The sequence below is a fragment of the Erythrobacter sp. HL-111 genome (assembly GCF_900105095.1).
Taxonomy (GTDB): domain Bacteria; phylum Pseudomonadota; class Alphaproteobacteria; order Sphingomonadales; family Sphingomonadaceae; genus Erythrobacter.
Genome location: NZ_LT629743.1, coordinates 2,393,473 through 2,416,623 on the forward strand (window position 1 = coordinate 2,393,473; position 23,151 = coordinate 2,416,623).

The window sequence follows — 23,151 nt, forward strand, 5'->3', positions numbered from 1 at the left end:
GCGATACAGGCTTTGCCGGGCGGCGCGCAAGCACGATTGCGGGCGACCCGTGCCGCTTTTCGGGCCGGTTCAGGCGGCGTCGGCCGGTTCGAGCGCGTCCATCGTCAGTTCGAGCGACCGGATGCGGGCTTCGGGATCATAGGTCGCGCCGCACAGCATGATCTCGTCCGCCCCGGTGCGCCGAATGAAGGCATCGACCCCGGCGCGCACCTCGCCCGGGGTGCCCGTGGCGGCGGCCTGTCCGAGGTGGTCGAGCATCGCGCGCGCCGGGGCGGGGAGCGTATCGGCATAGTCCTCGACCGGCGGCGGGAGCCTGCCGGGATTGCCGGTGCGAAGCCGCACGAAGCTCTGCTGCTGGCTGGAGGCGAGGAGGCGCGCCTCGGCGGTGGTGGGCGCGCAGAAGACGTTCATCGCGACCATGACGTGCGGCCGCTCGAGCGCGTCGGAGGGCCGGAAATCGCGGCGATAGAGGTCGAGCGCGGCGTCGAGGTGGTCGGGCGCGAAATGGGCGGCGAAGGCATAGGGCAGGCCGAGCCGCGCGGCGAGGCTCGCCCCGAACAGCGAGGAGCCGAGCATCCACAGCTCGACCTGCGCGCCGAGGCCGGGGGTGGCGACGATCGGCAGGTCGACCTCGCCCGTCAGCAGGGCGCGCAGTTCGAGCACGTCCTGTGGGAAATGCTCGGCCGCCTGGTGGAGGTTCCTGCGCAAGGCCCGCTGCAGTTCCGGACCCGCCCCGGGCGCGCGGCCGAGGCCGAGATCGACCCGTCCCGGGAAGAGCGCGTCGAGCGTGCCGAACTGTTCGGCGATCTGGAACGGGGTGTGATTGGGCAGCATGATCCCGCCCGAACCGATCCGGATCGTGCGGGTCGCGTTGCCGACATGGGCGAGCACGACCGAGGTCGCCCCGCCCGCGATCCCTTCCATCGCGTGGTGTTCGGCCACCCAGAACCGCCTGCATCCCGCGGCCTCGGCGGCGCGGGCGAGGGCGGTGGTCGCCGCGAAGGCTTCGCCCAGCGTCCCGCCTTCGCGGACGGGGACGAGGTCGAGGACGGAAAACCGGGTCATGCCGGATGGCTCATTCGGGCGGCTCCTCTCGCGCGGCATTCTCGCCCGCCGGGGCGAGTTGTGCAAGATAGCCCCTGGCGGTCTCGGCGGCGAGGCTGTCGGGCTGCGTCTCGACCACCGACTGCCAGCTCGCGCGGGCCGCCTCCTCGCGGCCCGAAAGCACCGCGATCACCCCCGCCTCGAGCCCGACCTCGCCGTCGGTCGGGGCAAGCTCGACCGCGCGCTCGATCGCCTGCTGCGCTTCGCCGAGCCGATCCATCCGCCGCAGCAGCGTCGCCTCGAGCAGCCACGCCTCGCCGCTTTCCGGGGCGAGGCCGGTCGCGCTGCGCAGCGCGGCGAGCGCTTCTTCGGGTCGGTCGAGCGCCACCAGCGCGCGCCCGCGGTCGAGCGCGGCGAGCGCCTCGAGGCTGGCCGAGGCGGCGGCGCGCGCATCGGATTCGGCGGCGGCGAGCAGGGTGAGAGCGTTCACAGCGTCGCCCGCCGCGAGCGCCGCATTGCCCGCCATCGCTCCGAAACGCGCGCGGGTGCGGGCTTCGTCGGCCGGAGTCTCGTCACGCGCGGCGAGAAAGGCGGCGCGCGCATCGTCCCACAGGCCGAGCTCGGTCGCGGCGACGCCGAGGCAGTGGTTGGCGATCACCCGCTTTTCGCCGGAGGTCTCGCTGCGCCGGATCTGCGCCTGCGCGTGCGCCCGGGCGGGATCGCTCGCAACCTGTTCGAGGCAGTTCCGGAGCCATTCGCTGACCGGATCGAGCGGGGCCTCGATGGTTTCGCCGGGACGCGGCGGGCGGGTGACCAATTCGTCCGGCTCGCCCGCGATCCCGCCCGCCTGGGGATTGGGACCGACCTGGAGGAGAAGCGCGAGGAGGAGGGACATGAAGCGTCTTTCAGGTGAGCGCGGCGACGATGCGCTCGAGCAGCGCGATGTCGCAGGCGCGGCTGAGGCGGTGGTCGCCGTCCTTTACCAGGGTCACCTGTACGTCGTCCGAACGCAGGTTCTTCGCGAGCTCGATGCTGATTTCCCACGGGACGTCGGCATCGCACTGTCCGTGGAGGAGGCGCACCGGGCAGTCGATCGCGATCTCCTGCCCGAGCCGCAAGTGGCCTTCCGCATCGGCGAAGAAGCCGGGATGGGTCGGCGTGGGCTCCGGCCCGTAGGGATTGTCCTCCAGCACGGTTTCGCCCGCGGCGAGCGCCGCGCGCTGCTGCGCGGAATAGCCCCACAAGGTGAAATCGGGCGCGGCGGCGATCCCGACGAGCCCGGCGAGCCGGTCGCCGAGCGCCTCGCCCACCAGGAGCATCAGCCAGCCGCCCATGCTCGACCCGGCAAGCAGGATGGGAGCGTTCCCATAATGCTCGACCAGGGCCAGCACCTCTTCCCGCCAGCGCGACAGCGTGCCCTCGGCGAAGCGGCCGGAACTCGCCCCGCAGCCCGAATAGTCGAGCAGCAGCGCCGCGCGGCCCTCGGCCCGGGCCTGTTCGAACAGGGCACTCGCCTTGCCGCCCGCCATGTCGGACATGTAGCCCGGCAGGAAGACGAGGCACGGCCCCGCGCCCTCGGCCAGGCGGAAGGCGATCCGGCGGCCGTCCGCCATTTCATGAAATCGAGTGTCGCTCATGCCTGCGCGCTATGCCCGCGCGCCCGTGCGCCGCGCAAGCCCCCTGCCCGCCGCGCCCGGCGTTGTCACATCTCCGACACCAAGCGCGATTAAGGGCTCCCGCCATGAGCACCCTCGATTCGGCCGCTGCCGCCCCCGCCCCCGCCTCCACGCCCACCGCCACCACCGGCGTCTCGCGCCGCGGCCTCTTCGCGCTCGCCGGCGCGGCCTCCGCGCTCGCCGCGACTCCCGCCGGCGCGCGCAGCTGGGGTTCGGGTTTCACCCATTCGGTCGCGAGCGGGGAACCGCAGGCGGACAGCGTGCTGCTGTGGACCCGCTTCGTCGGCGAGGCGGAAACCGCGCTCGAATGGGAAGTGAGCGAGAGCGCCGATTTCGCGCGCGTCGTCGCGTCGGGCACCGCCGCCGCCTCGTCCGAGCGCGACTGGTGCGCCAAGGCGACCGCGAGCGGCCTCGCGCCCGACCGCTGGTACTACTACCGCTTCGTCGCGCCCGGCGGGACGACCAGCGACATCGGCCGCACCCGCACCCTGCCCGAAGGGCCTACGCAGGCGTTCCGGCTCGCGGTGTTCTCCTGCTCCAATTTCGGGTTCGGCTGGTTCAACGCCTATGCCCACGCCGCCGAGGCCAATGACTGCGACCTCGCGGTGCATCTTGGCGATTACATCTACGAATATGGCGGCGACACCTATCCCGCCCAGGGCCAGCGCCATCCCGACCGCACGCTTGCGCCGGGCAACGAGATCGTCACCCTCGCCGATTACCGCACCCGCTACGCGACCTACCGCGCCGACCCGGACCTGCGCCGCCTCCACCAGTCGCTGCCGATGATCGCGGTGTGGGACGACCACGAAAGCGCGAACGACAGCTGGACCGGCGGGGCGGAGAACCACCAGCCCGAAACAGAGGGCGACTGGGCCACGCGCAAGGCCATCGCCAAGCGGGTCTACCGCGAATGGATGCCGGTTTCCGACGAACCCTATGCCGCCTACGACATCGGCGACCTCGCCACGATCTTCCGGCTCGACACGCGGCTCGAAGGGCGCGACGAACAGCTCGATTTCGGCGCCGTGCTCGAAGGCGTGACCGACCCGGAAAAGGCGGTGGCCGCGTTGACCGCGTTCCGCGACGGGGAATGGTCGGACCCCGAGCGCCAGCTGCTTGGCGAGCGTCAGGAGCGCTGGCTTGCCGAAGGCCTCGCCGCCTCCACCGCGCGCGGGGCAAAGTGGCAGGTGCTCGCGCAGCAGGTGCTGATCGGCAACCTCAAGAGCCCGGCCGCGCTCGTCGCCCAGATCGAGGGGAGCCTGCCCGACTTCGTGCGCCAGCGCCTGACCGCCGCCGCGCTGGCGAGCGAGGCCGGCCTGCCGCTCAACATGGACGCGTGGGACGGCTATCCCGCCGCGCGCGAAAGGGTGTTCGAGGCGGCGCTTGCGGCGGACGCGAACCTCGTCGTGCTCGCGGGGGACACGCACAATGCCTGGGCCTTCGACCTCGACCATGACGGGGCGAAGGTCGGCGTCGAATTCGGCACCGCCTCGGTCTCTTCGCCCGGGTTCGAGAACTACCTCTCCTTCGTGAAGCCGGGCGATCTCGCCGGCGCGCTGGTTGCCGAGAACGCGCAGCTCAAATGGGCCGACACCTCGCAGCGCGGCTACATGACGGTCGAGCTGACGCCGGCGCGGGCGACCACCGAATTCCGCTTCGTCGAGGGGATCAGGACCCGCCAGACCCGGCTCGCGGGGACTAGGCGGATCGCGACCGTGGCGGGCACGAACACGCTCGAGGCGTGAGCGGCCAATCGCGGGTGAAGATGTCCTCGATCCGCATCGCGAACAGCCCGGCGATGCGGAAGGCGAGGGGGAGCGAGGGGTCGTAGCGGCCCCCTCTCGATGGCGTTGACGCACTGGCGGCCGGCGCCCGCGCTTGCCGCCTCTGGATGAACCAGCTCAACCAGCGCGTGACATTCGCCTGTCGGGAGCCTATCTCGCCCGCATGGTGCCTGTGCCGACCACGACGACCACTACCACCTCCGGTTTCCGGGGGGCGGCCGGTCGCGCGCTAGCGACAGGTTCCGCCGCCCGGCCGACGGGCGGTGCGGTGTCCTCCCGAATTCGGCCCTTTCCCCCGCAACACCGCTCTTCCGGTGCGTTGCCCTTTGTGGCAGGGCGCACCCCAAACGAGACGGACTGCGACGACATGACCGAACTGCTCAAGATCAGCCTGCCCGATGGATCGGTGCGCGAGATGGAACCGGGCTCCACGCCGGCCGATGTCGCCGCCGCGATCGGGCCGGGGCTCGCCAGGGCCGCGCTCGCGGCGAAGGTCAACGGCGAGGTGCGCGACCTCGCCCGGCCTTTCGACAGCGACGCCGAACTCGCGCTCATCACCGCGAAGGACGAGGCCGAAGCGCTCGAACTCGTCCGGCACGATTATGCCCATGTCCTCGCCGAGGCGGTGCAGGCGCTTTGGCCCGGCACGCAGATCACCTTCGGCCCGGCGACCGAGGACGGGTTCTATTACGACGTCAAGGCGCCCGACAGCCGCGAGCCCTTCTCGATGGACGATCTGCCCGCGATCGAGGAAAAGATGCGCGAGATCATCCGCGCCGACAAGCCGCTGGTGCGCGAGGTGTGGAGCCGCGAGGCGCTGATCGCCCGGTGGGAGGCCGAGGGCGAGGTGTTCAAGGCCGAATGGGCGAAGGAACTGCCCGAGAACGAGGAACTCACGGTCTACTGGTCCGGCACCCCGAACGGGACGGATTCCTGGCTCGACATGTGCCGCGGCCCGCACCTGCCCTCCACCGGCAGGCTCGATCCCGACGCCTTCAAGCTGATGCGCGTCGCCGGCGCATACTGGCGCGGCGACCAGCGGAACGCCCAGCTCACCCGCATCTACGGCACCGGGTGGCTCAACAAGAAGCAGCTGAACGCCCACCTCACCCGGCTGGAAGAGGCCGCCAAACGCGACCACCGCAAGCTCGGGCGCGAGATGGACCTGTTCCACCTGCAGGAAGAGGCGCACGGCAGCGTCTTCTGGCATCCCAAGGGCTATCGCATCTGGCGCGAGCTGGAGGCCTATATGCGCCGCCGGATGGACGCGGGCGGATATCGCGAGATCAAGACCCCGCAGGTGATGGATGCGCGCCAGTGGGAGCAGTCGGGCCACTGGGGCAAGTACCGCGAGAACATGTTCGTCATCCCCGACGAGGTCCCGAACACCGAGGATGAAGGCCCGGTCATCAGCGGCGAGGCCGAATGGATGGCGCTGAAGCCGATGAACTGCCCGGCGCATGTCCTCGTCTTCAAGCAGGGCATCACCAGCTACCGCGACCTGCCGATCCGGCTGGGCGAGATGGGCTGCTGCCACCGCAACGAACCCCACGGCGCGCTCCATGGCCTGATGCGCGTGCGCCAGTTCACGCAGGACGACGCGCATATCTTCTGCACCGAGGGCCAGGTGGTGGCCGAAGTGCAGGATTTCATCGCGCTGGCCGATAGCGTCTATCGCGATTTCGGCTTCACCTATGACATCAAACTGGCGCTGCGCCCGGACCAGCGGTTCGGCTCGGATGCGGACTGGGACAAGGCCGAACAGGAATTGCGCGATGCGCTGACCGCGAACGGGCTGGAATGGGAAGAACTGCCCGGCGAAGGCGCGTTCTATGCGCCCAAGCTCGAATGGCACCTGACCGACGCGATCGGGCGCACCTGGCAGGTCGGCACGATCCAGTCCGACCGGGTGCTGCCCGAACGGCTCGACGCGCATTACATCGGCGAGGATGGTGACAAGCACCGTCCGGTGATGCTGCACCGCGCGATCTTCGGGTCGTATGAACGCTTTATCGGCATCCTGATCGAACATTTCGCCGGGCGCATGCCGGTGTGGCTCGCCCCGGTGCAGGCGGTGGTGGCGACCATTGTGTCGGATGCAGATGGATACGCCGATGACGTCGCTGCCAAGCTTAAAGCGGCGGGCATCCGGGTCGAAACCGACGTGCGCAACGAAAAGATCAACTACAAGGTGCGCGAACATTCTCTGGCGAAAGTCCCGCACCTGCTGGTGGTGGGCAAGCGCGAGGCCGAGGAAGGCACGGTCGCGGTCCGCACGCTCGGCGCAGAACACCAGAAGGTAATGAGCCTCGCCGATGCCATCGCGATGTTGCGCAGCGAGGCGACACCGCCCGATCTTAACACGGAGAGCTGAGTCATGAAGCTGACCACCACCCTGATCGCGACGGCTGCCGCGCTGCTGCTTTCCGCCTGCGGGGCGAAGACCGACCCGGCGAAAGACGCCGCCACCGGCGAAGTCGATCACGCGATGATCGACCATTCAGGCCACGACATGGGCGGCAGTGCGGATTCCAAGCTGAGCGAGGCGCAGGCGGCCTTCAAGGCAGCGAACGACAAGATGCACGCCGGGATGGCCGACATTCCCGAGGACGCCGATATCGCCTTCATGCAGGGAATGCTGGCCCACCATCAGGGTGCGGTCGAGATGTCGGAAGTCGCGCTGAAATACGCCAGGGACGAACAGGCACGCGATCTCGCGGCGCGGGTGATTGCCGCGCAGAAGGAAGAAATCGCCGAGATGGAAGCCTGGCTGAAAGAACGCGGCGCGCGATAAGCGCAAAGCGACAGCATGGAACTGATCGGCGGGTTCACCGCACTTCAAATCGCGGTCGCGCTGGCAGCGGCGCTGGGGGCGAGCTTTGTGCGCGGGCTGACCGGGTTCGGTATGGCGATCCTTCTGGTGCCGATCCTCGCGCTGGCGCTGCCGCCGGTCGAGGCGGTGGTGCTTGGCAATTGCCTGTCGCTGCTGATCGGCCTGACCGAAGCGCGGATGCTGGTGCGCGAGGCGGAGCGCAGCGCTTGGGTGATCGGCGCCGCTGTAGTGCTGACCACGCCGCTGGGCCTATGGGCGCTGTTCTCCACCACCGCCGATGTCGCGCGGCTCGTCATTGCGCTGATCGCCTGCAGCGCCTTCGCCGCGATCCTGCTGCCGCGGCGACCGGGTGCGATGCCGGGGCGCTGGATGACAGGGCTGGTCGGCGCGGCGAGCGGGCTGATGACCGGCTATGCCGGGATGCCCGGCCCGCCGGTGGTGCCCTATTACGCCGGGCGCGACCTGCCGCGCGCGACGATCAAGGCCTCGATGCTGCTGGTCTTCACCATCGCCGCGGCGACCGGTCTTGCGGCGGCGGCGGCGATGGGCCTGCTGCGGGGGCGAGTGGATGCTGTTCGCGGCGGCGCTGCTGCCGGTCATCCTGCTCGGCAACCGGCTGGGCATGGCGGTGTCGGGCCGGATCGGCGATGCGGTCTGGCGGACGGTGGTCGGGCTGCTGCTGGGCGGCGCCGCGGCGGGAGCGGTGATCCGGCTGTTCTGAGGCGATTTCCGACGCGGTGGCCCCGCTGCGGGACCAGGCAATCGCCCCGGGGTCAGAACGGGAGCGACCTGTCGGCGAGGATCAGCGCGAGGGCGGTCGCCGTCACGACGATGGTCCGCAGGATCGCCTCGTGCCGGAGCGCGATCATGTCGCGACTCGTGCGGGCAAGGGCGAGGGTGCTGTCCATCCCCGAGATTGTCGCCCGCAAACCCTAACGAAAGGTTAAGCCGCGGCGGGCATCTGCTGGCTGGCGCAATGGAAACCGCCCCCGCCGGCGAGCACGGCATCGGCCGGAAGGCCGATCGTCTCGCGGTCCGGGAAGAGCGCGGCGATGGCGGAGACCCCGTCCTCGTCATGCGGCGAACCGAAGCTCGGCACCACGACGAGGTGCGAGGTGATCGCAAAATTGACGTAGCTCGCCGGCTCCACCATCCGTTCGCGCAGGGTCAGGCCGGGCGAGGGGATGCGGACCACTTCGATCCCCGCCTCGCGCGCGCGGCGGGCAGCGTCCTCGTAGATCGCGGCGTTGGGATCGTCGCGCCCGGTCGCCTCCGGCACGACGAGGCGGTTCGCGCCGACGAAGCGCGCGAGGTTGTCGACATGGCCGTCGGTATGGTCGTTCACCAGCCCCTCGCCCAGCCAGACGACGCGCGCGAAACCGAGCCGCGCGGCGAGTTCCGCCTCGATCGCTTCGCGGTCCATTGCGGGGTTGCGATTGGGGTTGAGCAGGCATTGCTCGGTCGTGACGCAAAGGCCGGTGCCGTCGGTGTCGATCGCCCCGCCTTCGAGGATCATCGGCGAGCGGACCACTGCGAGCCCCGCGGCGCGCGCGATCTCCTCGCCGATGGCCTCGTCGCCGGGCATCTCGTATTTCCCGCCCCAGCCGTTGAAGGCGAAGCGGACCGCGCGCCGTTCGCCGTTATCGTGCACCACAAGCGGCCCGGTGTCGCGCAGCCAGATGTCGCCATAGGTCCGCCGCTCGAGCGTGACCCGGGCGCTCGCCAGCGCGCGGGCGCGGGCCTCGTTGGCTTCGTCGCGGACCACCAGGCGCACCTCCTGTCCGCTGTCGGCCACCGCATTGGCGAAGGCGGCGACCTGCTCCTGCGCCGGTTCGAGAAAGCCCGGCCATTCCTCGGCGAGGTGGGGAAAGCCGATCCACAGCCAGTCCTGCCGCGCCCATTCGGGCGGCATCGCTACCGCCATGCCCCGGCCCTCCTCCAAAATTCAGCAGCCCGCGTCCGAGGCGGCGCAGCTCTGGTCGCGCACGGCGCGGAACTCGTCGCCTTCGTTCCAGTTCGGCCAGCTCGTGCTGGTCGCGAGCGCGCGGGCGATGCGGTAGAACAGCTGGAGATCGGCCATCACGCCCGACCAGTCCCAGTCCGGGTCGTATTCGTCCTTCGGCCCGTGATAGCGGTTGGCGCGGTAATCGTCGGCGATGGCCTGCCCGGCCGCGCGCCCGCCCTCGACCAGGTCCTGCCCGCCATCGACATAGAGCATCGGCACCCCGCGCTTGGCGAAGGCGAAATGGTCGGAACGGTAGTAATAGCCCGCCTCGGGGTTCGGATTGGGGGTCGCGACGCGCCCGTCGAGGGCGAGCGCCGCATCGAGGAACGAATCGAGCTCGGACTTGCCGGGTCCGACCACGGTCACGTCGCGCGCGGGGCCTGCCATGTCGAAGGCGTCCATGTTGATGCCGCCCACGGTCTGCGCCAGCGGGAAGACCGGGTTGGCGGCGTAGTAATCCGCCCCGAGCAGGCCCGATTCCTCAGCCGTGACGGCGAGAAAGACGAGGCTGCGGCGCGGCGGTCCGGCCTTTGCGTGGGCCTCGGCCAGCGCGACGAGCGCCGCCGTGCCGGTCGCGTTGTCGATCGCGCCGTTGCAGATGTCGTCCCCGTCGGGCGCGGGCTTGCAGCGGCCGAGATGGTCCCAGTGCGCGGTGTGGATGACATATTCGTCGGGCGCCTCGGCCCCCGGCAGGATGCCGATCACGTTGCGGCTGACGAAATTGCGGAAGTCGTTCCCGAAGCGGGTCGAGGCCTTGAGGCCCAGCGGCACCGCCTCGAAATCCTCGGACCTGGCGGCCCTGCTCAGCGCGTCGAGGTCCTGACCCGCGCTCGCCAGGATCTCGCGCGCGACCTCCTCCCGGATCCAGCCGTTGACCCTGGTCGGCGGCGGCGCGTCCGGGCCTCGCCGGGCATGGGCCTGCGGGCCGGACCACGAGCTTTCGACGACGTTCCAGCCATAGCTTGCCGGTTCGCTCTGGTGGACGATCAGCGCGCCCGCGGCACCCTGCCTTGCGGCCTCTTCGTACTTGTAGGTCCAGCGCCCGTAATAGGTCATCGCCTTGCCGCCGAAGGGGCCGGTCAGCCCCGGCGTTTCCCAGTCGGGATCGTTGACGAGGATGATGACGGTCTTGCCCTCGACATCGACGCCTTCGTAGTCGTTCCAGCCGCGTTCGGGCGCGTTGATGCCGTAGCCGACGAAGACGAGCTCGCTGTCCTCGAGCCGGGTCACTTCGTCCTCGCGATAGGTCACGCCGACCCATTCGCTGCCATGGTCGAAGCCGAGCCCCGGCCCGCCCCCGGTGATCGTGAGCGGGGCGTGGTTCCTGCCCGTGATCTCGACCAGCGGCACTTCCTGCACCCAGCTGCCGTCATTGCCCGGCTCCAGCCCGGCCGCCGCGAAGCGTTCGGTGAGATAGGCGACGGTCTTCTCCTCGCCCTCGGTGCCGGGCATCCGCCCGCCGAAACTGTCCTGCGAGAGCGTGCGGGTCACGGTCTTCATCGTCTCTTCGGAAATCTCGCCCCCCGCGACTTCGGGAATGTCGAGCGCGCCCTCGGCGCTCTCCATGCCCGGAAAGGCGGCGTCGCACGCGCCGAGCAGCAGCGCCCCGGCGAAAACGGCGCCGGCGCGCCAGGCGAAAAATCGTGTCATGTCCCTCGAAATCCTCTGCTCCCCGACAAGGCGGGCTTTCTTGCAGAGCCTCGCGGGAACGGCAAGCCGAGGATGCTTGCGACAGCCGCGCGGCGCGGCCAAGGGGTAGGGCATGGCAGATCGACCCGACTGGACCGGAGCGCTGGAGCGGGCGCGGGCCCATGCGCCCTTTCTCGAGCGCGCGCTCGATCGCCAGGGAGAACTCGCCGAACTGCTGGCGGCGGGAGCGGGCGAGGCGGCGCTCGAATGGGCGAAGGCGCGCGGACGGGAAGGCGCGATCGAATCGGCGCTGCGGCGCGAGCGGCTCGGCCTTGCCGCGGCGCTGGCGATCGGGGACCTTGCCGGGGCCTTCCCGCTGGCGCGCGTGGTGCGCGAGCTGACGGGCTTCGCCGACCGCGCGCTCGACCGCGCGATCCGCGCCGCCGTGCGCGAGCGCACCGGCAAGGAAACCGCCGCGGGCTTCGTCGCCCTCGCGCTCGGCAAGCAGGGCGCGGGGGAGCTCAACTACTCCTCGGACATCGACCCGATCCTGCTGTTCGATCCCGCGCGCCTCCCCCGGCGCGAGCGCGACGATCCGGGCGAGGCGGCGCAGCGCTATGCCCGGAGGATCGTGCGGCTGCTCTCCGAGACGACGGCGGAAGGCTATGTCGTGCGGGTCGACCTGCGCCTGCGCCCCGCGAGCGAGATCAGCCCGCCGGCCGTGCCGATCGCCTCCGCGCTGGCGCATTACCAGGGGCAGGCGCTGGCGTGGGAACGCGCCGCCTTCGTCCGGGCGCGGCCCGCGGCGGGCGACATCGCGCTGGGCGAGGAATTCCTCGCCGCCACCCGGCCCTTCGTCTGGCGGCGGCACCTCGATTTCGGCGCGATCGCGGAGATCCGCCGCCTCACCAAGCGCATCCGCGAGGACCACGATGGCCCGCCCCGCCCGGGTCCCGGCTTCGACGTGAAACGCGGGCGCGGCGGCATCCGCGAGATCGAGTTCTACGCCCAGACGCTCCAGCTCATCCATGGCGGGCGCGATCCCTCGCTGCGGGTCCGCGGCACGCGCGAGGCGCTCGATGCGCTGGCCGCGGCGGGGCACGTCGGGGCCGGGGATGCGCGCACGCTGGGGGACGGATACGACCGGCTGCGCGTGATCGAGCATCGCCTGCAGATGGTCCACGACCGCCAGACCCATTCGCTGCCCGAAAGCGCCGCGGCGCTCGATGCGGTTGCGCAGCTCGACGGCCTGGCGGACGGGGCGGCGCTGGTCGCGGAGCTCGGCGAACTGACCGCGCGAACGGGCGCGATCTACGATGCGCTGATCCGCGAGGACGCGCCCGCCGCGCCGGCCGTGCCCGCACGCGCACCGGCCCCGTCCCCTGTCCCTTCCGCATCCGCTGCCCCCGAACGCTCGGCCCGCGCCGCGGCCCTGGCGGAACGGATGGCGGGCTGGCGCGACGGGCGTTACCAGAGCCTGCGTTCGCCGCAGGCGCTCGCCGCCTTCGACGCGATCGCGCCCGTGCTGGCCGAGGCCTTCCTCGACGCCGACGATCCCGAACGCGCGCTGGTGCGCTGGGAAAGCGTGCTCGACCGGGCGAGTTCGGCGATCAACCTGTTCCACCTGCTGAAGGCGCGCCCCGGCCTGCTCGACCGGCTGATCTCCGCGCTCACCCTTGCCCCGACCCTCGCCGACGAGCTCGCGCGGCGGCCCGAACTGCTCGACATCCTGCTCGACCGCGAGGCGCGCGCCCTGCCGCATGCGGTCGAGGCGATCATGGGCCGGATCATGGCCGCCGCCGCGCGCGAGGACTACGAGGCGCTGCTCGACGCGATCCGGGTGGTGACCGGCGAGGTCCGTTTCGCGCTCGGTGTGGAGCTGGTCGAGGGCCGCGCCGACCCGCTCGCCGTCGCCGCCTCGCTCTCGCGCACCGCCGAGGCCGCGCTGCGTCTCGCCCACGAGGGGGCGGCGGCGGAATTCGCCAGGGCGCACGGGCGCATGGCAGGCGGCGAACTGCTCGTGCTCGGGCTCGGGCGGCTGGGCGGCGGGGCGCTGACCCATGCCTCGGACCTCGACATCGTCTATCTCTTCACCGGCGATTTCGCGGCGCGATCGGACGGGCCGCGGCCGCTGGGGGCGACGCATTACTTCAACCGCCTTGCAAGCCGGGTGAGCGCGGCGCTGTCCGTGCCCACGGCCGAGGGCGCGCTCTACGAGATCGACACGCGGCTCCGCCCGCAGGGGGCGCAGGGGCCGCTCGCCGTGAGCTGCGATGCCTTCGCCAAGTACCAGCGCGAGGCGGCCTGGACGTGGGAGCACATGGCGCTCGCCCGGGCGCGGGTGCTGGCAGGGTCGGACGCGGCCCGCAAACAGGTCGAGGCGCTGATCGAGGATGTCCTGTTCCGCCCGCGCGATCCGGGCGATCTCAGGGAATCGGTGCTCGAGATGCGCGACGCCATGGCGCGGCACAAGCAGCCGGGCGGGACGCTCGACGTGAAGCTGCTGCGCGGCGGGCTGGTCGATTTCGAATTTCTCGTCCACTACCTGCAATTGCGCGGCGGCCGGGCGCTGGCCGAAGCGCACCCGCTCGCCTTTTCGGCCGATCTCGGGCGGGCGATCCCGGCGCTTGTCGGGGCGGGGCTGCTGCCGCAGGGGTTTCGCGAGGACTACGATCTCATGACCCGCCTGCTCGTCGCCGGGCGCCTGCTCGCGCCGGGCGGCAGCGAGCCGCCCCCGCTCGCCGCGCGCGCGCTGGCGCAGGCGTGCCGGCAGGAGGATTACGCCGGCCTCTTGCGCGCGCTGGGCGAGGCACGGCAAAGGGTGGCGGCGACCTGGCGCGCGATTCTCGGCCAGGACATCCTGTCCACACCGTCTTGATCGAAATGGGGAGCCTTGTTCATGACCGATTTTCCCGGCGTCGGTGACGCCATGCCCGACATCGCGATGGAAACGCCCGACGGCGGCAGCGTGAAGCCGTCGGATTTCGCGGGCCGCAAGCTGGTCGTGTTCTTCTATCCCAAGGACGACACGCCCGGTTGCACCACCGAGAACAAGGATTTCTCCGCGCTCAAGGACGAATTCGACGCGGCCGGCACCGCGCTGCTCGGGGTGAGCAAGGACCCGGCGAAGAGGCACCAGAAATTCATCGCCAAGCACGATCTCAAGGTCCCGCTCGCGAGCGATGCCGAGGAAGGCGGGCTGTCCGATGCGCTCGGCATCTGGACCGAAAAGCAGATGTACGGGAAGACCTACATGGGCATGGTGCGTTCGACCTATCTGGTCGATGCGGACGGCAGGATCGCGCAGGTCTGGCCCAAGGTGAAGGTCAAGGGCCACGCCGAGGAGGTGCTCGCCGCGGCGAAGGCGCTTTGACGGACGGGGACGCCGCCCGGGGCAGCGTTGCGGGCGCGATCCGCGCCGCCCTCCTGACGGGCGAGCCGCGTGCCAAGTGTTTCGCCGCGCGCCGCGTGGCGAGGGCCTGGCGCCGGGGCGAACTCGCCTTCGCCTTCGACGTCGCGATGCCCGATCGGCCCGCGTGGCCGGGCGCGCCCGAACTCCTCCCGCCGAACCGGATGCCCAAGCGGGGCAAGTTCGGATCGGAGCGGGCGCGGATCGCCATGTGGCATTCGCTCGCCCATATCGAATTCGTCGCGATCGACCTCGCGCTCGACATGGCGGGGCGATTCGGGGGCGAGATGGGCGAGGAATTCGTGGGCGACTTTCTCGCCGTGGCCGCCGACGAGGCGATGCATTTCGCGCTCCTGGCGAGAAAGCTCGAATCCCTCGGCAGCTTCTACGGCGCCCTGCCCGCCCATGCCGGGCTGTGGGAAGCGGCGCATGAAACGCGCCACGATGTCGCGGCAAGGCTCGCCGTGGTGCCCATGGTGCTCGAGGCGCGCGGGCTCGACGTGACACCCGCGACGCGCGATCGGGTCGAGGCCGCGGGAGATCGCCAGGGCGCGAAAATCCTCGCCCGGATCCTTGACGACGAGATCCGCCACGTGCGGTTCGGCACCAAGCATTTTCGGCAGGTCGCCGAGAATCTTGGAAAACCGCCGGAATCCCTGTGGAAACGGCTGGTCGCGCAGCATTTCCGGGGAAGCCTGAAGCCGCCGTTCAACGACTCGGCGCGTCTTGCTGCCGGTTTGTCCCGGGATTTCTACACAAATGTTGCGCCCTAGGAATTGTTGCCGATAACCCCTGACCGTCTCCCGCAGGCGGCTCCGGCTCCCCGCGCATGGGCAACCAGGCGTGCGAATGACGCGCCGGGAACGCGACAAGGCGAAAAGGCCGCAACGAAGGACCGGGTCACAATGAGCGCGACCGTGCTTGCCAGGATAACCAGGATTTTCGCGGCGCTGACCGCCGCGACCGGACTTGCCGCCGCGAGTCCCGCGCTCGCCGATTCGGCAGTCGGAATCTCCGCCGCCAATGCCGCCGCCGCCAACGCCGCGAGCGCCAATGCCGCGGCGGGCAATGCGAACTCCGCTTCGACCGCCGCCGCCGACGTGGTGAAGCCGGTCCGCGACGCGAAGGGCGAAAGCCTGACCGACGGCGATCCGCGCTTCCGCCAGCTGTTCGCGAGCTGGCGCTCGCTCGACATCAGGGGTCCGGGCGCCCCGGCCGAACGGCCGGTCATTTCCGTGCCGTCGCGGATGCCGCTGTCGGGCTTTCGCATGACGAGCGATTACGGGATGCGCACGCACCCGGTGCTCGGTCGCCGCGCGCATCACAAGGGCGTCGATCTGGCCGCGCCCACCGGCACGCCGGTCTATGCCACTGCCGACGGGATCATCGGCCGGGCCGATTTCTCGCCGTCCTACGGGCTCGTCATCTATGTCGATCACGGCGCCGATCTCGAAACGCGCTATGCCCATCTCTCGAAGCTCGCCGTCGACCGGGGCGAGCGCGTGCGCAAGGGCGACCTGATCGGCTATGTCGGTTCGACCGGGCGTTCCACGGGTCCGCACCTCCATTACGAGGTCCGCGTCGAGGGGGTTGCAGTCAATCCGATTCCCTATATGGTGGAAACCGAAGTCCAGGTTGCCGCAGCCGACCGGCCCGAACTGACCGGACAGGGCGGGGACTGATCGCAGTCGCCGGGCGCGGCGATCGAACCCGGCATGACAGTTTGCCCGTGAAGAGCGGGCCGGACATTGGAGAGGGTGTCCGAACATGGGCGGCGGGTTTTCCCGCCGCCTTTTTTATGGGGTCGGCGGGTTTTCCCGCGGGCTCTCCTGTCCAAGGCCCGAATTGATCGCGCGGCGCACCGCCCGCATTCGATTTCTCTTGCCCGCAGGCCCCGCACGGTTAGTTTCCGTCTCCGAGAGAGAGCGCGCTCCGTTCCCGGGCGGACGAGGGCGCCCCTTTGGGAGACACATCATGAGCCTGCATCCGACCGCGCACGCCGCGACCCGTCCCGATCACCCCGCCGTCATCATGGCCGGGAGCGGCAAGCAGATCACCTTTCGCGAAATGGAGGACGAGGCCAACCGCTTCGCCCGATTGCTGCGCGCGCGCGGGCTCGGCCCGAACGAGGCCGGCGGGGATGCCTTCGCCGTTCTGCTCGAGAACCGGATCGAATATTTCACCCTCATCTGGGGCTCGCAGCGGTCGGGGACCATGCTGGTGCCGATCTCGACCCGCCTGACCGCGCCCGAGATCGCCTATATCCTGCGCGACAGCGAGGCGAAGCTGCTCATCACCTCGACCGCGTTTTCCGACGTTCTCGAAGGGGTGCGGCGCGAATGCCCCGACCTGCCCGTGCTCGTGATGGACGGCGAGGGCGAGGAGGACTTCGCCGCCGCGCTTTCGGCCCGGAGCGCCGAGCCGATCGAGGACCAGACGGCGGGCAGCGTGATGCTCTATTCCTCGGGCACGACCGGGCGGCCGAAGGGCATCCGCCCCGCCCCGCCCGCCGATCCCGACCCGCAGGCGGCGGTCCCGCTCATGGGCCTCGCGGTGATGGGCGCCGGAATGCCGACCGACGGGTCGATGGTCTATCTCTCGCCCGCCCCGCTCTACCACGCCGCGCCGATCGGCTGGTGCTCGACCGCGCATCGGCTCGGCGGGACGGTGGTGATGATGGAGAAGTTCGAGCCCGAGGCCGCGCTCGCCGCGATCGAGAAATACAAGGTCACCGACAGCCAGTGGGTCCCGACCCATTTCGTGCGTTTCCTCAAGCTCGATCCCGAGGTGCGGGCCCGTTACGACCTGTCGAGCCACCGGCGCGCGCTGCACGCGGCCGCCCCCTGCCCGGTCCCGATCAAGCGCGAGATGATCGAATGGTGGGGACCGATCGTGAACGAATATTACGCGGGGAGCGAAGGCATCGGGATGACCATGGTGCGCTCGCCCGACTGGCTCGATCACCCGGGCAGCGTGGGCAAGGCGATCTACGGCAAGCTGCACATCTGCGGGCCCGACGGGGAGGAACTGCCCGCCGGCGAGGACGGGCTCGTCTATTTCGAGAACGACCTGCTCCCGACCTATCACAATGATCCCGACAAGACGCGCGAGGCGATGCATCCGAAAGGCTGGATGACATTGGGCGACATCGGGCACGTCGACGAGGACGGCTTCCTCTATCTCACCGACCGCAAGAGCCACATGATCATTTCGGGCGGGGTCAACATCTACCCGCAGGAGATCGAGAATCTGCTGGTGACGCACGACAAGGTGATGGACGCCGCCGTGATCGGCGCGCCCGATCCCGATCTCGGCGAAAAGGTCGTCGCGGTGGTCCAGCCCGTCGACATGGCCGAGGTCGAGAAGGACGGGGGTGCGGCGCTGGAGCAGGAGCTGCGCGATTTCCTCGGCCCCCAGCTCGCCCGGATCAAGCTGCCCAAGCTGTTCGATTTCCGCCCCGATCTCCCGCGCGAGCAGAACGGCAAGCTCTACAAGCGCGAATTGCGCGACGAATACGCGGCGAAAGCCAAAGAGGGAGTGCACGCGTGATGGCGAGCATGAGCGAAACCGCCAAGAGCGCCGCGGCGCCCGCCGTGCTGGCGCCCGATATCGCGCGCGAGGTGATCGATCCCAGGGCCTATGCCGAGTGGGACGGCCTCCTCGATACTTTCGACGCCTTGCGCGCTGAAACCCCCGTGGCGAAGGTCATGCCGGGCACGGAAGGCCTGTTCGAGCCGTTCTGGCTGGTGACGAGCTATGACGAGGTCATGCGGATTTCGAAGGACAACAAGGGCTTCCTCAACAATCCGCGCCCGGTGGTGTTCAGCTACAACCAGGCGATCGAATTCAGCCGCGCGGCGACGGGTTCCGACATGCTGGTCGATTCGCTGGTGGTCTTCGACGCGCCGGTGCATCCGAAATACCGCCGCCTGACGCAGGACTGGTTCATGCCGAGGAACCTCCAGAAGATGGAGGAGGAGATCCGCGCGCTTGCCCACCGCACGGTGGACGCGATGATCGCCAAGGGGCCTGAACTCGACTTCGTGAAGGAAGTCTCCGGCCCTTACCCCCTGCGCGTCGTCATGCAGATCCTCGGCGTGCCAGAGGCGGACGAGCCGCGGATGCAGATGCTTACCCAGCAGCTGTTCGGCGGGCAGGACGCGGACCTTTCGGGGACCGGCATGGAGAACATGACGCCCGAACAGGTGGTCGAACTGGTCGCAGGTGCGGTTCGCACCTTCGAGGACTATTTCGCCGCGCTCGCCGAGGAACGCCGGGCGAACCCGACCGAGGACGTCGCCAGCGTCATCGCCAACGCCACGGTCGACGGCGAACCGCTGCCGCCGCGCGACATGGCGGGCTATTACATCATCGTCGCGACCGCCGGACACGACACGACCAGCGCCTCGACCGCGGGCGCGATGCAGGCGCTGGCGAACGATCCCGAGCAATGGGAGCGCGTCAAGGCCGATCGCGCGCTGCTGCCCGGCATCGTCGAGGAGGCGATCCGCTGGACCACGCCGGTGCAGCACTTCATGCGGACCGCGGCCGAGGATTGCGTGGTCGGCGGCCAGCAGGTGAAGAAGGGCGACTGGCTGATGCTGAATTACGTCGCCGCGAACCACGACCCGGCCCAGTTCGACAATCCGCGCAGGTTCGACGCCGCCCGCTCGCCCAACCGCCACCTCGCCTTCGGCGCGGGGGCGCACCAGTGCCTCGGCCTGCATCTTGCCCGGCTGGAGATGCGGCTGCTGTTCGAAGCGCTGCTCGACAAGGTGGGCGCGGTCGAACCGGCGGGCGAGGCGAAGCGGGCGAACAGCACCTTCGTCGGCGGGCTGAAGACGCTGCCCCTGCGTATCCGGGCGGGGTAAAGCGCCCCGATGCGTCTGGGCTGGGATGAAATCGCGCGCCGCGCCAAGGCTTTCAGCGAAGACTGGGCCGAAGCACATTACGAAAAGGGCGAGACGCAAAGCTTCTACAACGATTTTTTCGACATCTTCGGGATCAAGCGCCGCCAGGTCGCCGATTACGAGCGGCGGGTGAAACTGCTCGATAACAAGCAGGGCTTCATAGACCTGTTCTGGCCGCGAACCCTGCTGGTGGAACAGAAGAGCGCCACGCTGGACCTGAAGAAGGCGGAAACGCAGGCGCTCGATTACCTGATCGGCATCCACCCGACCGAACAGCCCCGCTTCATCCTGACCTGCGATTTCCAGAACTGGGTGCTGCGCGACCGGGACGCCGCCGGCGAACCGCTCAGGTTCAAGCTGGCCGACCTGCACAAGCACGTGCAGGCGTTCGATTTCATGCTTGGCCGCCGGGTCAGTTTCGAACGGCAGGAAGCGGTCACGATCAAGGCCGCCGAACTGATGGGCCGCCTCCATGACGGGTTGGAGGAGAACGGCTATCGCGGACACGATCTCGAACGCTTCCTTGTCCGGCTGCTATTCTGCATGTTCGCGGACGATACCGGCATATTCCAGCCCAAGGACATCTTCCTCCAGCTGATCGACAACGACACGCTTCCCGACGGCAGCAATACCGGGCGCATCGTCAACGAATTGTTCGAAGTGCTCGACACGCCGGAGGACGAACGGCAGGCGAACCTGCCCGACGAGCTGAAGCAATTTCCCTATATCAACGGCGACCTGTTCCGCGAAAACCTGCGCACGCCGGTATTCGATGCAAAGATGCGCGAAGACCTGCTCGACGCCTGCCGCCATGATTGGTCGGCGGTCAGCCCGGCCATATTCGGCAGCCTGTTTCAAAGCGTGATGGATGCCGGCGAACGCCGTGCGCGGGGTGCCCATTACACCTCGGAAGAAAACATCCTCAAGGTGATCGGCCCGCTGTTTCTCGACGACCTGCGCGAGGAGCTGGAAAAGCTGAAATCGCGCAAGACCGCAAAGGACCGGGCGCTGCTCGAATTCCAGGCGAAGCTGTCGCGGATGCGCTTTCTCGATCCGGCGTGCGGCTGCGGCAATTTCCTCGTCATAGCCTATCGCGAACTGCGGCGGCTGGAACTCGATTGTCTCAAGGCGCTCTACGGCGATCAGCGCATCGACGCCGAATTGATGACGCGGGTGACGGTCGATCAGTTCTACGGCATCGAATACGAGGAATTCCCGGCGATGATCGCCGAGGTGGCGATGTGGATGGCGGACCATATCGCCAATAACGAGATCAACGAGGCGTTCCGGCTGAACTATGCGCGCATCCCGCTGACCGGCGGGGCGACGATCCGGCATGGCGATGCGCTGGAGGTGGACTGGAACGAGGTTCTGCCGGCGCAGGAATGCAGCTTCGTGATGGGGAACCCGCCGTTTGTGGGGTCGAAGTATCAGAGCGCCGAGCAGCGCGCGCAGGTGCGCCGCATTGCCGATCTGGGCGGTTCGGGCGGCACGCTGGATTATGTCGCGGCGTGGTTCCTGAAGGCGGGCGCGTATCTCAATGGCACCTCTTCTCCCCTCCCCGTGGGGGAGGGGCTGGCCTCCAATACTCCCCTCCCCAACCCCTCCCCTTCAGGGGAGGGGCTTTCGCGCGGCAACCGCCGCATCCGCATCGCCTTCGTTTCGACCAATTCGATCACGCAGGGCGAGCAGGTGGCGCAGCTTTGGCCGCTCCTGTTCGACCGCTACGGGCTGGAGATCGCCTTCGCCCACCGCACCTTCAACTGGTTTTCGGAGGCGCGGGGCAAGGCGCATGTCCATGTCGTCATCATCGGCCTGACGCACCGCGATTTCGAGCGACCCGAAAAACGGCTGTTCAGCTATCCCGATATCAAGGGCGACCCGGTCGAAAGCCGCCACGGCGCGCTGACGGCCTATCTGTTCGATGCGACGCGTATCGGCCCTCATACAATTGTTCAACCAGCCTTAAATCCATTGGATCAGGTATCAAAGATCGTGAATGGCAGCGTCGCAGCAGACGGAGGTAATCTGGTTTTTGGGAACGCTGAGAGGGCAGAGTACCTTTCGAAAGAACCCGATCTCAAAGATTGGATAAAGCCCTTCGTTGGAGGCGAAGACCTACTGAATGCGACACAAAGGCATTGCTTCTGGCTTGTCGATTGCCCTCCCTCCGTTATGCGCGGGAGCCAGGTTTTGCGCGATGCCATCAAGTCGGTAAAAGAAATGCGGCTGGCGAGCAAAAAGGCGGCGACACGGCAAAAAGCCGAATCTGCCTATCTCTTTGCCGAGCGGCGGCAACCCAAGTCTGGGCAGTATCTGGCGCTACCTAGGACTTCTTCTGAAAGGCGGGAATTTCTTCCCATCGAAGTTTTGCCGTCTGATATCATCGCCGCCAATGATTTGCAGATCATCCCAAATGCTAGTCTATTTGAATTCGCCGTTCTTACGACCACGATGCACATGGCGTGGATCAAGATTACCGCCGGGCGCCTAGAAAGCCGGTACCGATACTCCGCAAAATATACCTACAACACCTTCCCATGGCCCGAAGCGACCGAAGCGCAGCGCGGTGCAATCGAAAACCTCGCGCAAGGCGTGCTCGATGCCCGCGCCGCGCATCCCACTTCCAGCCTTGCCGATCTCTACGATCCCGACACCATGCCCGCCAATCTGCGCAAGGCGCACCGGGCGCTCGATAGCGCCGTCGACCGGCTCTACCGCAGGCGCCCCTTCGAAAGCGACCGTGACCGGGTTGAACACCTGTTCGGCCTCTACGAAGAACTGGTCAACCCGATGGCGGGCGCGGAAAAGGCCAATCGCCGCACACAGCGCCGTTCGGAACGACGCGGCGCGCGCAGGGCCGAGGCCTAGAGCGGCGGGCCGCGGCGCGCGCCCTTTGACCCTCGGCCGGGCAGGCCCCTATCCCAGCAGGCGGCGCGCGATTTCGCGCACTTCGGCGCCCATGTCCTCGCGCGCCATCGCCAGCGCGAGCGTCGCCTCGACGAAGCCGAGCTTGCTCCCGCAATCATAGCGATTGCCCGCGAAGGTGACCGCGTGGAACGGCTGGGTGCCGATCATCTTCGCCATCGCGTCGGTCAGCTGGATTTCCCCGCCCGCGCCCTTTTCCTGCGTTTCGAGGGTCCGCATCACCTCTGGCTGGAGGATATAGCGGCCCGAGACGATCTTGTTCGACGGGGCCTTGTCCACCGGCGGCTTCTCGACCAGCCCCTTCACCTCGGTCAGCGCGCCGTCGCTCGCGCCCGGATCGATCACGCCGTAGCTCGACACGCTTTCCCGCGGCACTTCAAGCACGCTGATGAGGTTGCCGCCGACCTTTTCGTAGGCCTCGACCATCTGCTTCATGCAGCCGGTCCCGCCCTTTTCGGCGATCATCAGTTCGTCCGGCAGGAAGATCGCGAAGGGTTCCTCGCCCACGATCGCGCGGGCGCACCAGATCGCGTGGCCGAGCCCCATCGGGACCTGCTGGCGCACGGTGATGATGTCGCCCGGCACGGCGCGGGTCGGTTCGAGCACGCCGAGGTCCTTGCCGCGTTCCTTCATCGTGGTTTCGAGTTCGAAGGCGATGTCGAAATGCTCGATGATGGCGGTCTTGCCGCGCCCGGTGACGAAGATCATCTGTTCGATCCCCGCCTCGCGCGCCTCGTCCACCGCGTACTGGATCAGCGGCCGGTCGACGATCGGCAGCAGTTCCTTGGGCACGGCCTTGGTCGCGGGCAGGAAGCGGGTGCCGAGCCCGGCGACCGGGAAGACGGCTTTCTTGATCGGCTTGTGGGAGGTCATCGGTCTCTCGCTGGTTGAGGCAGACTGCACGTGCGATGGGCGACGCGAAGCGTGTTG

Annotated in this window: 17 protein-coding genes and 1 pseudogene; 11 read left to right on the forward strand and 7 right to left on the reverse strand. The window is 68.7% G+C overall.

Annotation, left to right across the window (positions count from 1 at the left end; all coding sequences use genetic code 11):
- Nucleotides 1–69: 69 nt before the first annotated feature.
- From BLU08_RS11345 to BLU08_RS11355, 3 genes are read right to left on the reverse strand one after another with little or no spacing between them, the layout of a single operon-like run.
- On the reverse strand, nt 70–1,065 hold the full coding sequence (locus BLU08_RS11345; protein ID WP_090199550.1) for an LLM class flavin-dependent oxidoreductase: 996 nt from the start codon (nt 1,063–1,065) through the stop codon (nt 70–72).
- Between the two features lie 10 nt (nt 1,066–1,075).
- Nucleotides 1,076–1,939, reverse strand: coding sequence for a tetratricopeptide repeat protein (locus tag BLU08_RS11350; RefSeq protein WP_090199552.1), 864 nt, complete (start codon nt 1,937–1,939; stop codon nt 1,076–1,078).
- A 10-nt stretch (nt 1,940–1,949) separates the two neighbouring features.
- Complete coding sequence (locus tag BLU08_RS11355) at nt 1,950–2,681, reverse strand: alpha/beta fold hydrolase (RefSeq protein WP_090199554.1); 732 nt, start codon at nt 2,679–2,681, stop codon at nt 1,950–1,952.
- A 104-nt stretch (nt 2,682–2,785) separates the two neighbouring features.
- Between BLU08_RS11355 and BLU08_RS11360 the strand changes: the two genes are divergently transcribed.
- Nucleotides 2,786–4,468, forward strand: a complete 1,683-nt coding sequence (locus BLU08_RS11360) for an alkaline phosphatase (protein WP_090199556.1) — start codon at nt 2,786–2,788, stop codon at nt 4,466–4,468.
- Here the strand turns inward: BLU08_RS11360 and BLU08_RS15650 are convergent.
- A pseudogene (locus tag BLU08_RS15650) lies at nt 4,422–4,587 on the reverse strand (helix-turn-helix transcriptional regulator); the annotation flags it as partial. The gene BLU08_RS11360 and the pseudogene BLU08_RS15650 sit on opposite strands and share 47 nt — an antisense overlap.
- A 287-nt stretch (nt 4,588–4,874) precedes the next feature.
- Between BLU08_RS15650 and thrS the strand changes: the two are divergent.
- The 3 genes from thrS to BLU08_RS11375 are packed head-to-tail and all read left to right on the forward strand — an operon-like array spanning nt 4,875 to nt 8,276.
- Entirely contained in the window at nt 4,875–6,881 is a 2,007-nt protein-coding gene (thrS, locus tag BLU08_RS11365; protein WP_090199557.1) for a threonine--tRNA ligase, read from the forward strand.
- A gap of 3 nt (nt 6,882–6,884) precedes the next feature.
- Nucleotides 6,885–7,301: a DUF305 domain-containing protein gene (locus BLU08_RS11370; RefSeq protein ID WP_036797859.1), complete on the forward strand. Its 417-nt coding sequence runs from the start codon at nt 6,885–6,887 to the stop codon at nt 7,299–7,301.
- A 15-nt stretch (nt 7,302–7,316) separates the two neighbouring features.
- Nucleotides 7,317–8,276 carry a sulfite exporter TauE/SafE family protein gene (locus tag BLU08_RS11375; RefSeq protein WP_369816786.1) on the forward strand — a complete coding sequence of 320 codons (960 nt, stop codon included), beginning with the start codon at nt 7,317–7,319 and terminating at the stop codon, nt 8,274–8,276.
- Nucleotides 8,277–8,283: 7 nt separating this feature from the next.
- Here BLU08_RS11375 and BLU08_RS11380 read toward each other — a convergent pair whose 3' ends face one another.
- Nucleotides 8,284–9,264, reverse strand: a complete 981-nt coding sequence (locus BLU08_RS11380) for an agmatine deiminase family protein (protein ID WP_090199559.1) — start codon at nt 9,262–9,264, stop codon at nt 8,284–8,286.
- 21 nt (nt 9,265–9,285) lie between these two features.
- Nucleotides 9,286–10,995: a M28 family metallopeptidase gene (locus BLU08_RS11385; protein WP_090199561.1), complete on the reverse strand. Its 1,710-nt coding sequence runs from the start codon at nt 10,993–10,995 to the stop codon at nt 9,286–9,288.
- A 112-nt stretch (nt 10,996–11,107) separates the two neighbouring features.
- Here BLU08_RS11385 and glnE point away from each other — a divergent pair, with 112 nt between their 5' ends.
- From glnE to BLU08_RS11420, 7 genes are all read left to right on the forward strand, one after another.
- Nucleotides 11,108–13,852, forward strand: a complete 2,745-nt coding sequence (glnE, locus tag BLU08_RS11390) for a bifunctional [glutamate--ammonia ligase]-adenylyl-L-tyrosine phosphorylase/[glutamate--ammonia-ligase] adenylyltransferase (protein WP_090199563.1) — start codon at nt 11,108–11,110, stop codon at nt 13,850–13,852.
- A gap of 21 nt (nt 13,853–13,873) precedes the next feature.
- Entirely contained in the window at nt 13,874–14,347 is a 474-nt protein-coding gene (locus BLU08_RS11395) for a peroxiredoxin (RefSeq protein WP_090201323.1), read from the forward strand.
- Entirely contained in the window at nt 14,344–15,156 is an 813-nt protein-coding gene (locus BLU08_RS11400; protein WP_090199565.1) for a ferritin-like domain-containing protein, read from the forward strand. Before BLU08_RS11395 ends, BLU08_RS11400 begins: the two co-directional genes overlap by 4 nt.
- Nucleotides 15,157–15,288: 132 nt before the next feature.
- On the forward strand, nt 15,289–16,065 hold the full coding sequence (locus BLU08_RS11405; protein ID WP_090199567.1) for a M23 family metallopeptidase: 777 nt from the start codon (nt 15,289–15,291) through the stop codon (nt 16,063–16,065).
- A gap of 292 nt (nt 16,066–16,357) precedes the next feature.
- The gene (locus BLU08_RS11410; protein WP_090199569.1) at nt 16,358–17,932 is read left to right on the forward strand and encodes an acyl-CoA synthetase; all 1,575 of its coding nucleotides are present in this window, start codon (nt 16,358–16,360) and stop codon (nt 17,930–17,932) included.
- Entirely contained in the window at nt 17,932–19,254 is a 1,323-nt protein-coding gene (locus BLU08_RS11415) for a cytochrome P450 (protein ID WP_233995952.1), read from the forward strand. Before BLU08_RS11410 ends, BLU08_RS11415 begins: the two co-directional genes overlap by 1 nt.
- A 9-nt stretch (nt 19,255–19,263) precedes the next feature.
- Nucleotides 19,264–22,164 carry a DNA methyltransferase gene (locus BLU08_RS11420; protein ID WP_090199571.1) on the forward strand — a complete coding sequence of 967 codons (2,901 nt, stop codon included), beginning with the start codon at nt 19,264–19,266 and terminating at the stop codon, nt 22,162–22,164.
- Nucleotides 22,165–22,212: 48 nt separating this feature from the next.
- On the opposite strand, the gene galU is transcribed toward BLU08_RS11420, so the two are convergent.
- The gene (gene galU / locus BLU08_RS11425) at nt 22,213–23,094 is read right to left on the reverse strand and encodes a UTP--glucose-1-phosphate uridylyltransferase GalU (RefSeq protein ID WP_090199573.1); all 882 of its coding nucleotides are present in this window, start codon (nt 23,092–23,094) and stop codon (nt 22,213–22,215) included.
- Nucleotides 23,095–23,151: the final 57 nt, after the last annotated feature.

Coding starts and splice junctions, on each gene's coding strand:
- BLU08_RS11360 (WP_090199556.1), top strand. CDS start 2,786: ATGAGCACCCTCGATTCGGCCGCTGCCGCCCCCGCCCCCGCCTCCACG.
- BLU08_RS11375 (WP_369816786.1), top strand. CDS start 7,317: ATGGAACTGATCGGCGGGTTCACCGCACTTCAAATCGCGGTCGCGCTG.
- BLU08_RS11415 (WP_233995952.1), top strand. CDS start 17,932: ATGGCGAGCATGAGCGAAACCGCCAAGAGCGCCGCGGCGCCCGCCGTG.
- BLU08_RS11405 (WP_090199567.1), top strand. CDS start 15,289: ATGAGCGCGACCGTGCTTGCCAGGATAACCAGGATTTTCGCGGCGCTG.
- thrS (WP_090199557.1), top strand. CDS start 4,875: ATGACCGAACTGCTCAAGATCAGCCTGCCCGATGGATCGGTGCGCGAG.
- BLU08_RS11410 (WP_090199569.1), top strand. CDS start 16,358: ATGAGCCTGCATCCGACCGCGCACGCCGCGACCCGTCCCGATCACCCC.
- BLU08_RS11345 (WP_090199550.1), bottom strand. CDS start 1,065: ATGACCCGGTTTTCCGTCCTCGACCTCGTCCCCGTCCGCGAAGGCGGG.
- BLU08_RS11380 (WP_090199559.1), bottom strand. CDS start 9,264: ATGGCGGTAGCGATGCCGCCCGAATGGGCGCGGCAGGACTGGCTGTGG.
- BLU08_RS11395 (WP_090201323.1), top strand. CDS start 13,874: ATGACCGATTTTCCCGGCGTCGGTGACGCCATGCCCGACATCGCGATG.
- galU (WP_090199573.1), bottom strand. CDS start 23,094: ATGACCTCCCACAAGCCGATCAAGAAAGCCGTCTTCCCGGTCGCCGGG.
- BLU08_RS11370 (WP_036797859.1), top strand. CDS start 6,885: ATGAAGCTGACCACCACCCTGATCGCGACGGCTGCCGCGCTGCTGCTT.
- BLU08_RS11385 (WP_090199561.1), bottom strand. CDS start 10,995: ATGACACGATTTTTCGCCTGGCGCGCCGGCGCCGTTTTCGCCGGGGCG.
- BLU08_RS11420 (WP_090199571.1), top strand. CDS start 19,264: ATGCGTCTGGGCTGGGATGAAATCGCGCGCCGCGCCAAGGCTTTCAGC.
- glnE (WP_090199563.1), top strand. CDS start 11,108: ATGGCAGATCGACCCGACTGGACCGGAGCGCTGGAGCGGGCGCGGGCC.
- BLU08_RS11355 (WP_090199554.1), bottom strand. CDS start 2,681: ATGAGCGACACTCGATTTCATGAAATGGCGGACGGCCGCCGGATCGCC.
- BLU08_RS11350 (WP_090199552.1), bottom strand. CDS start 1,939: ATGTCCCTCCTCCTCGCGCTTCTCCTCCAGGTCGGTCCCAATCCCCAG.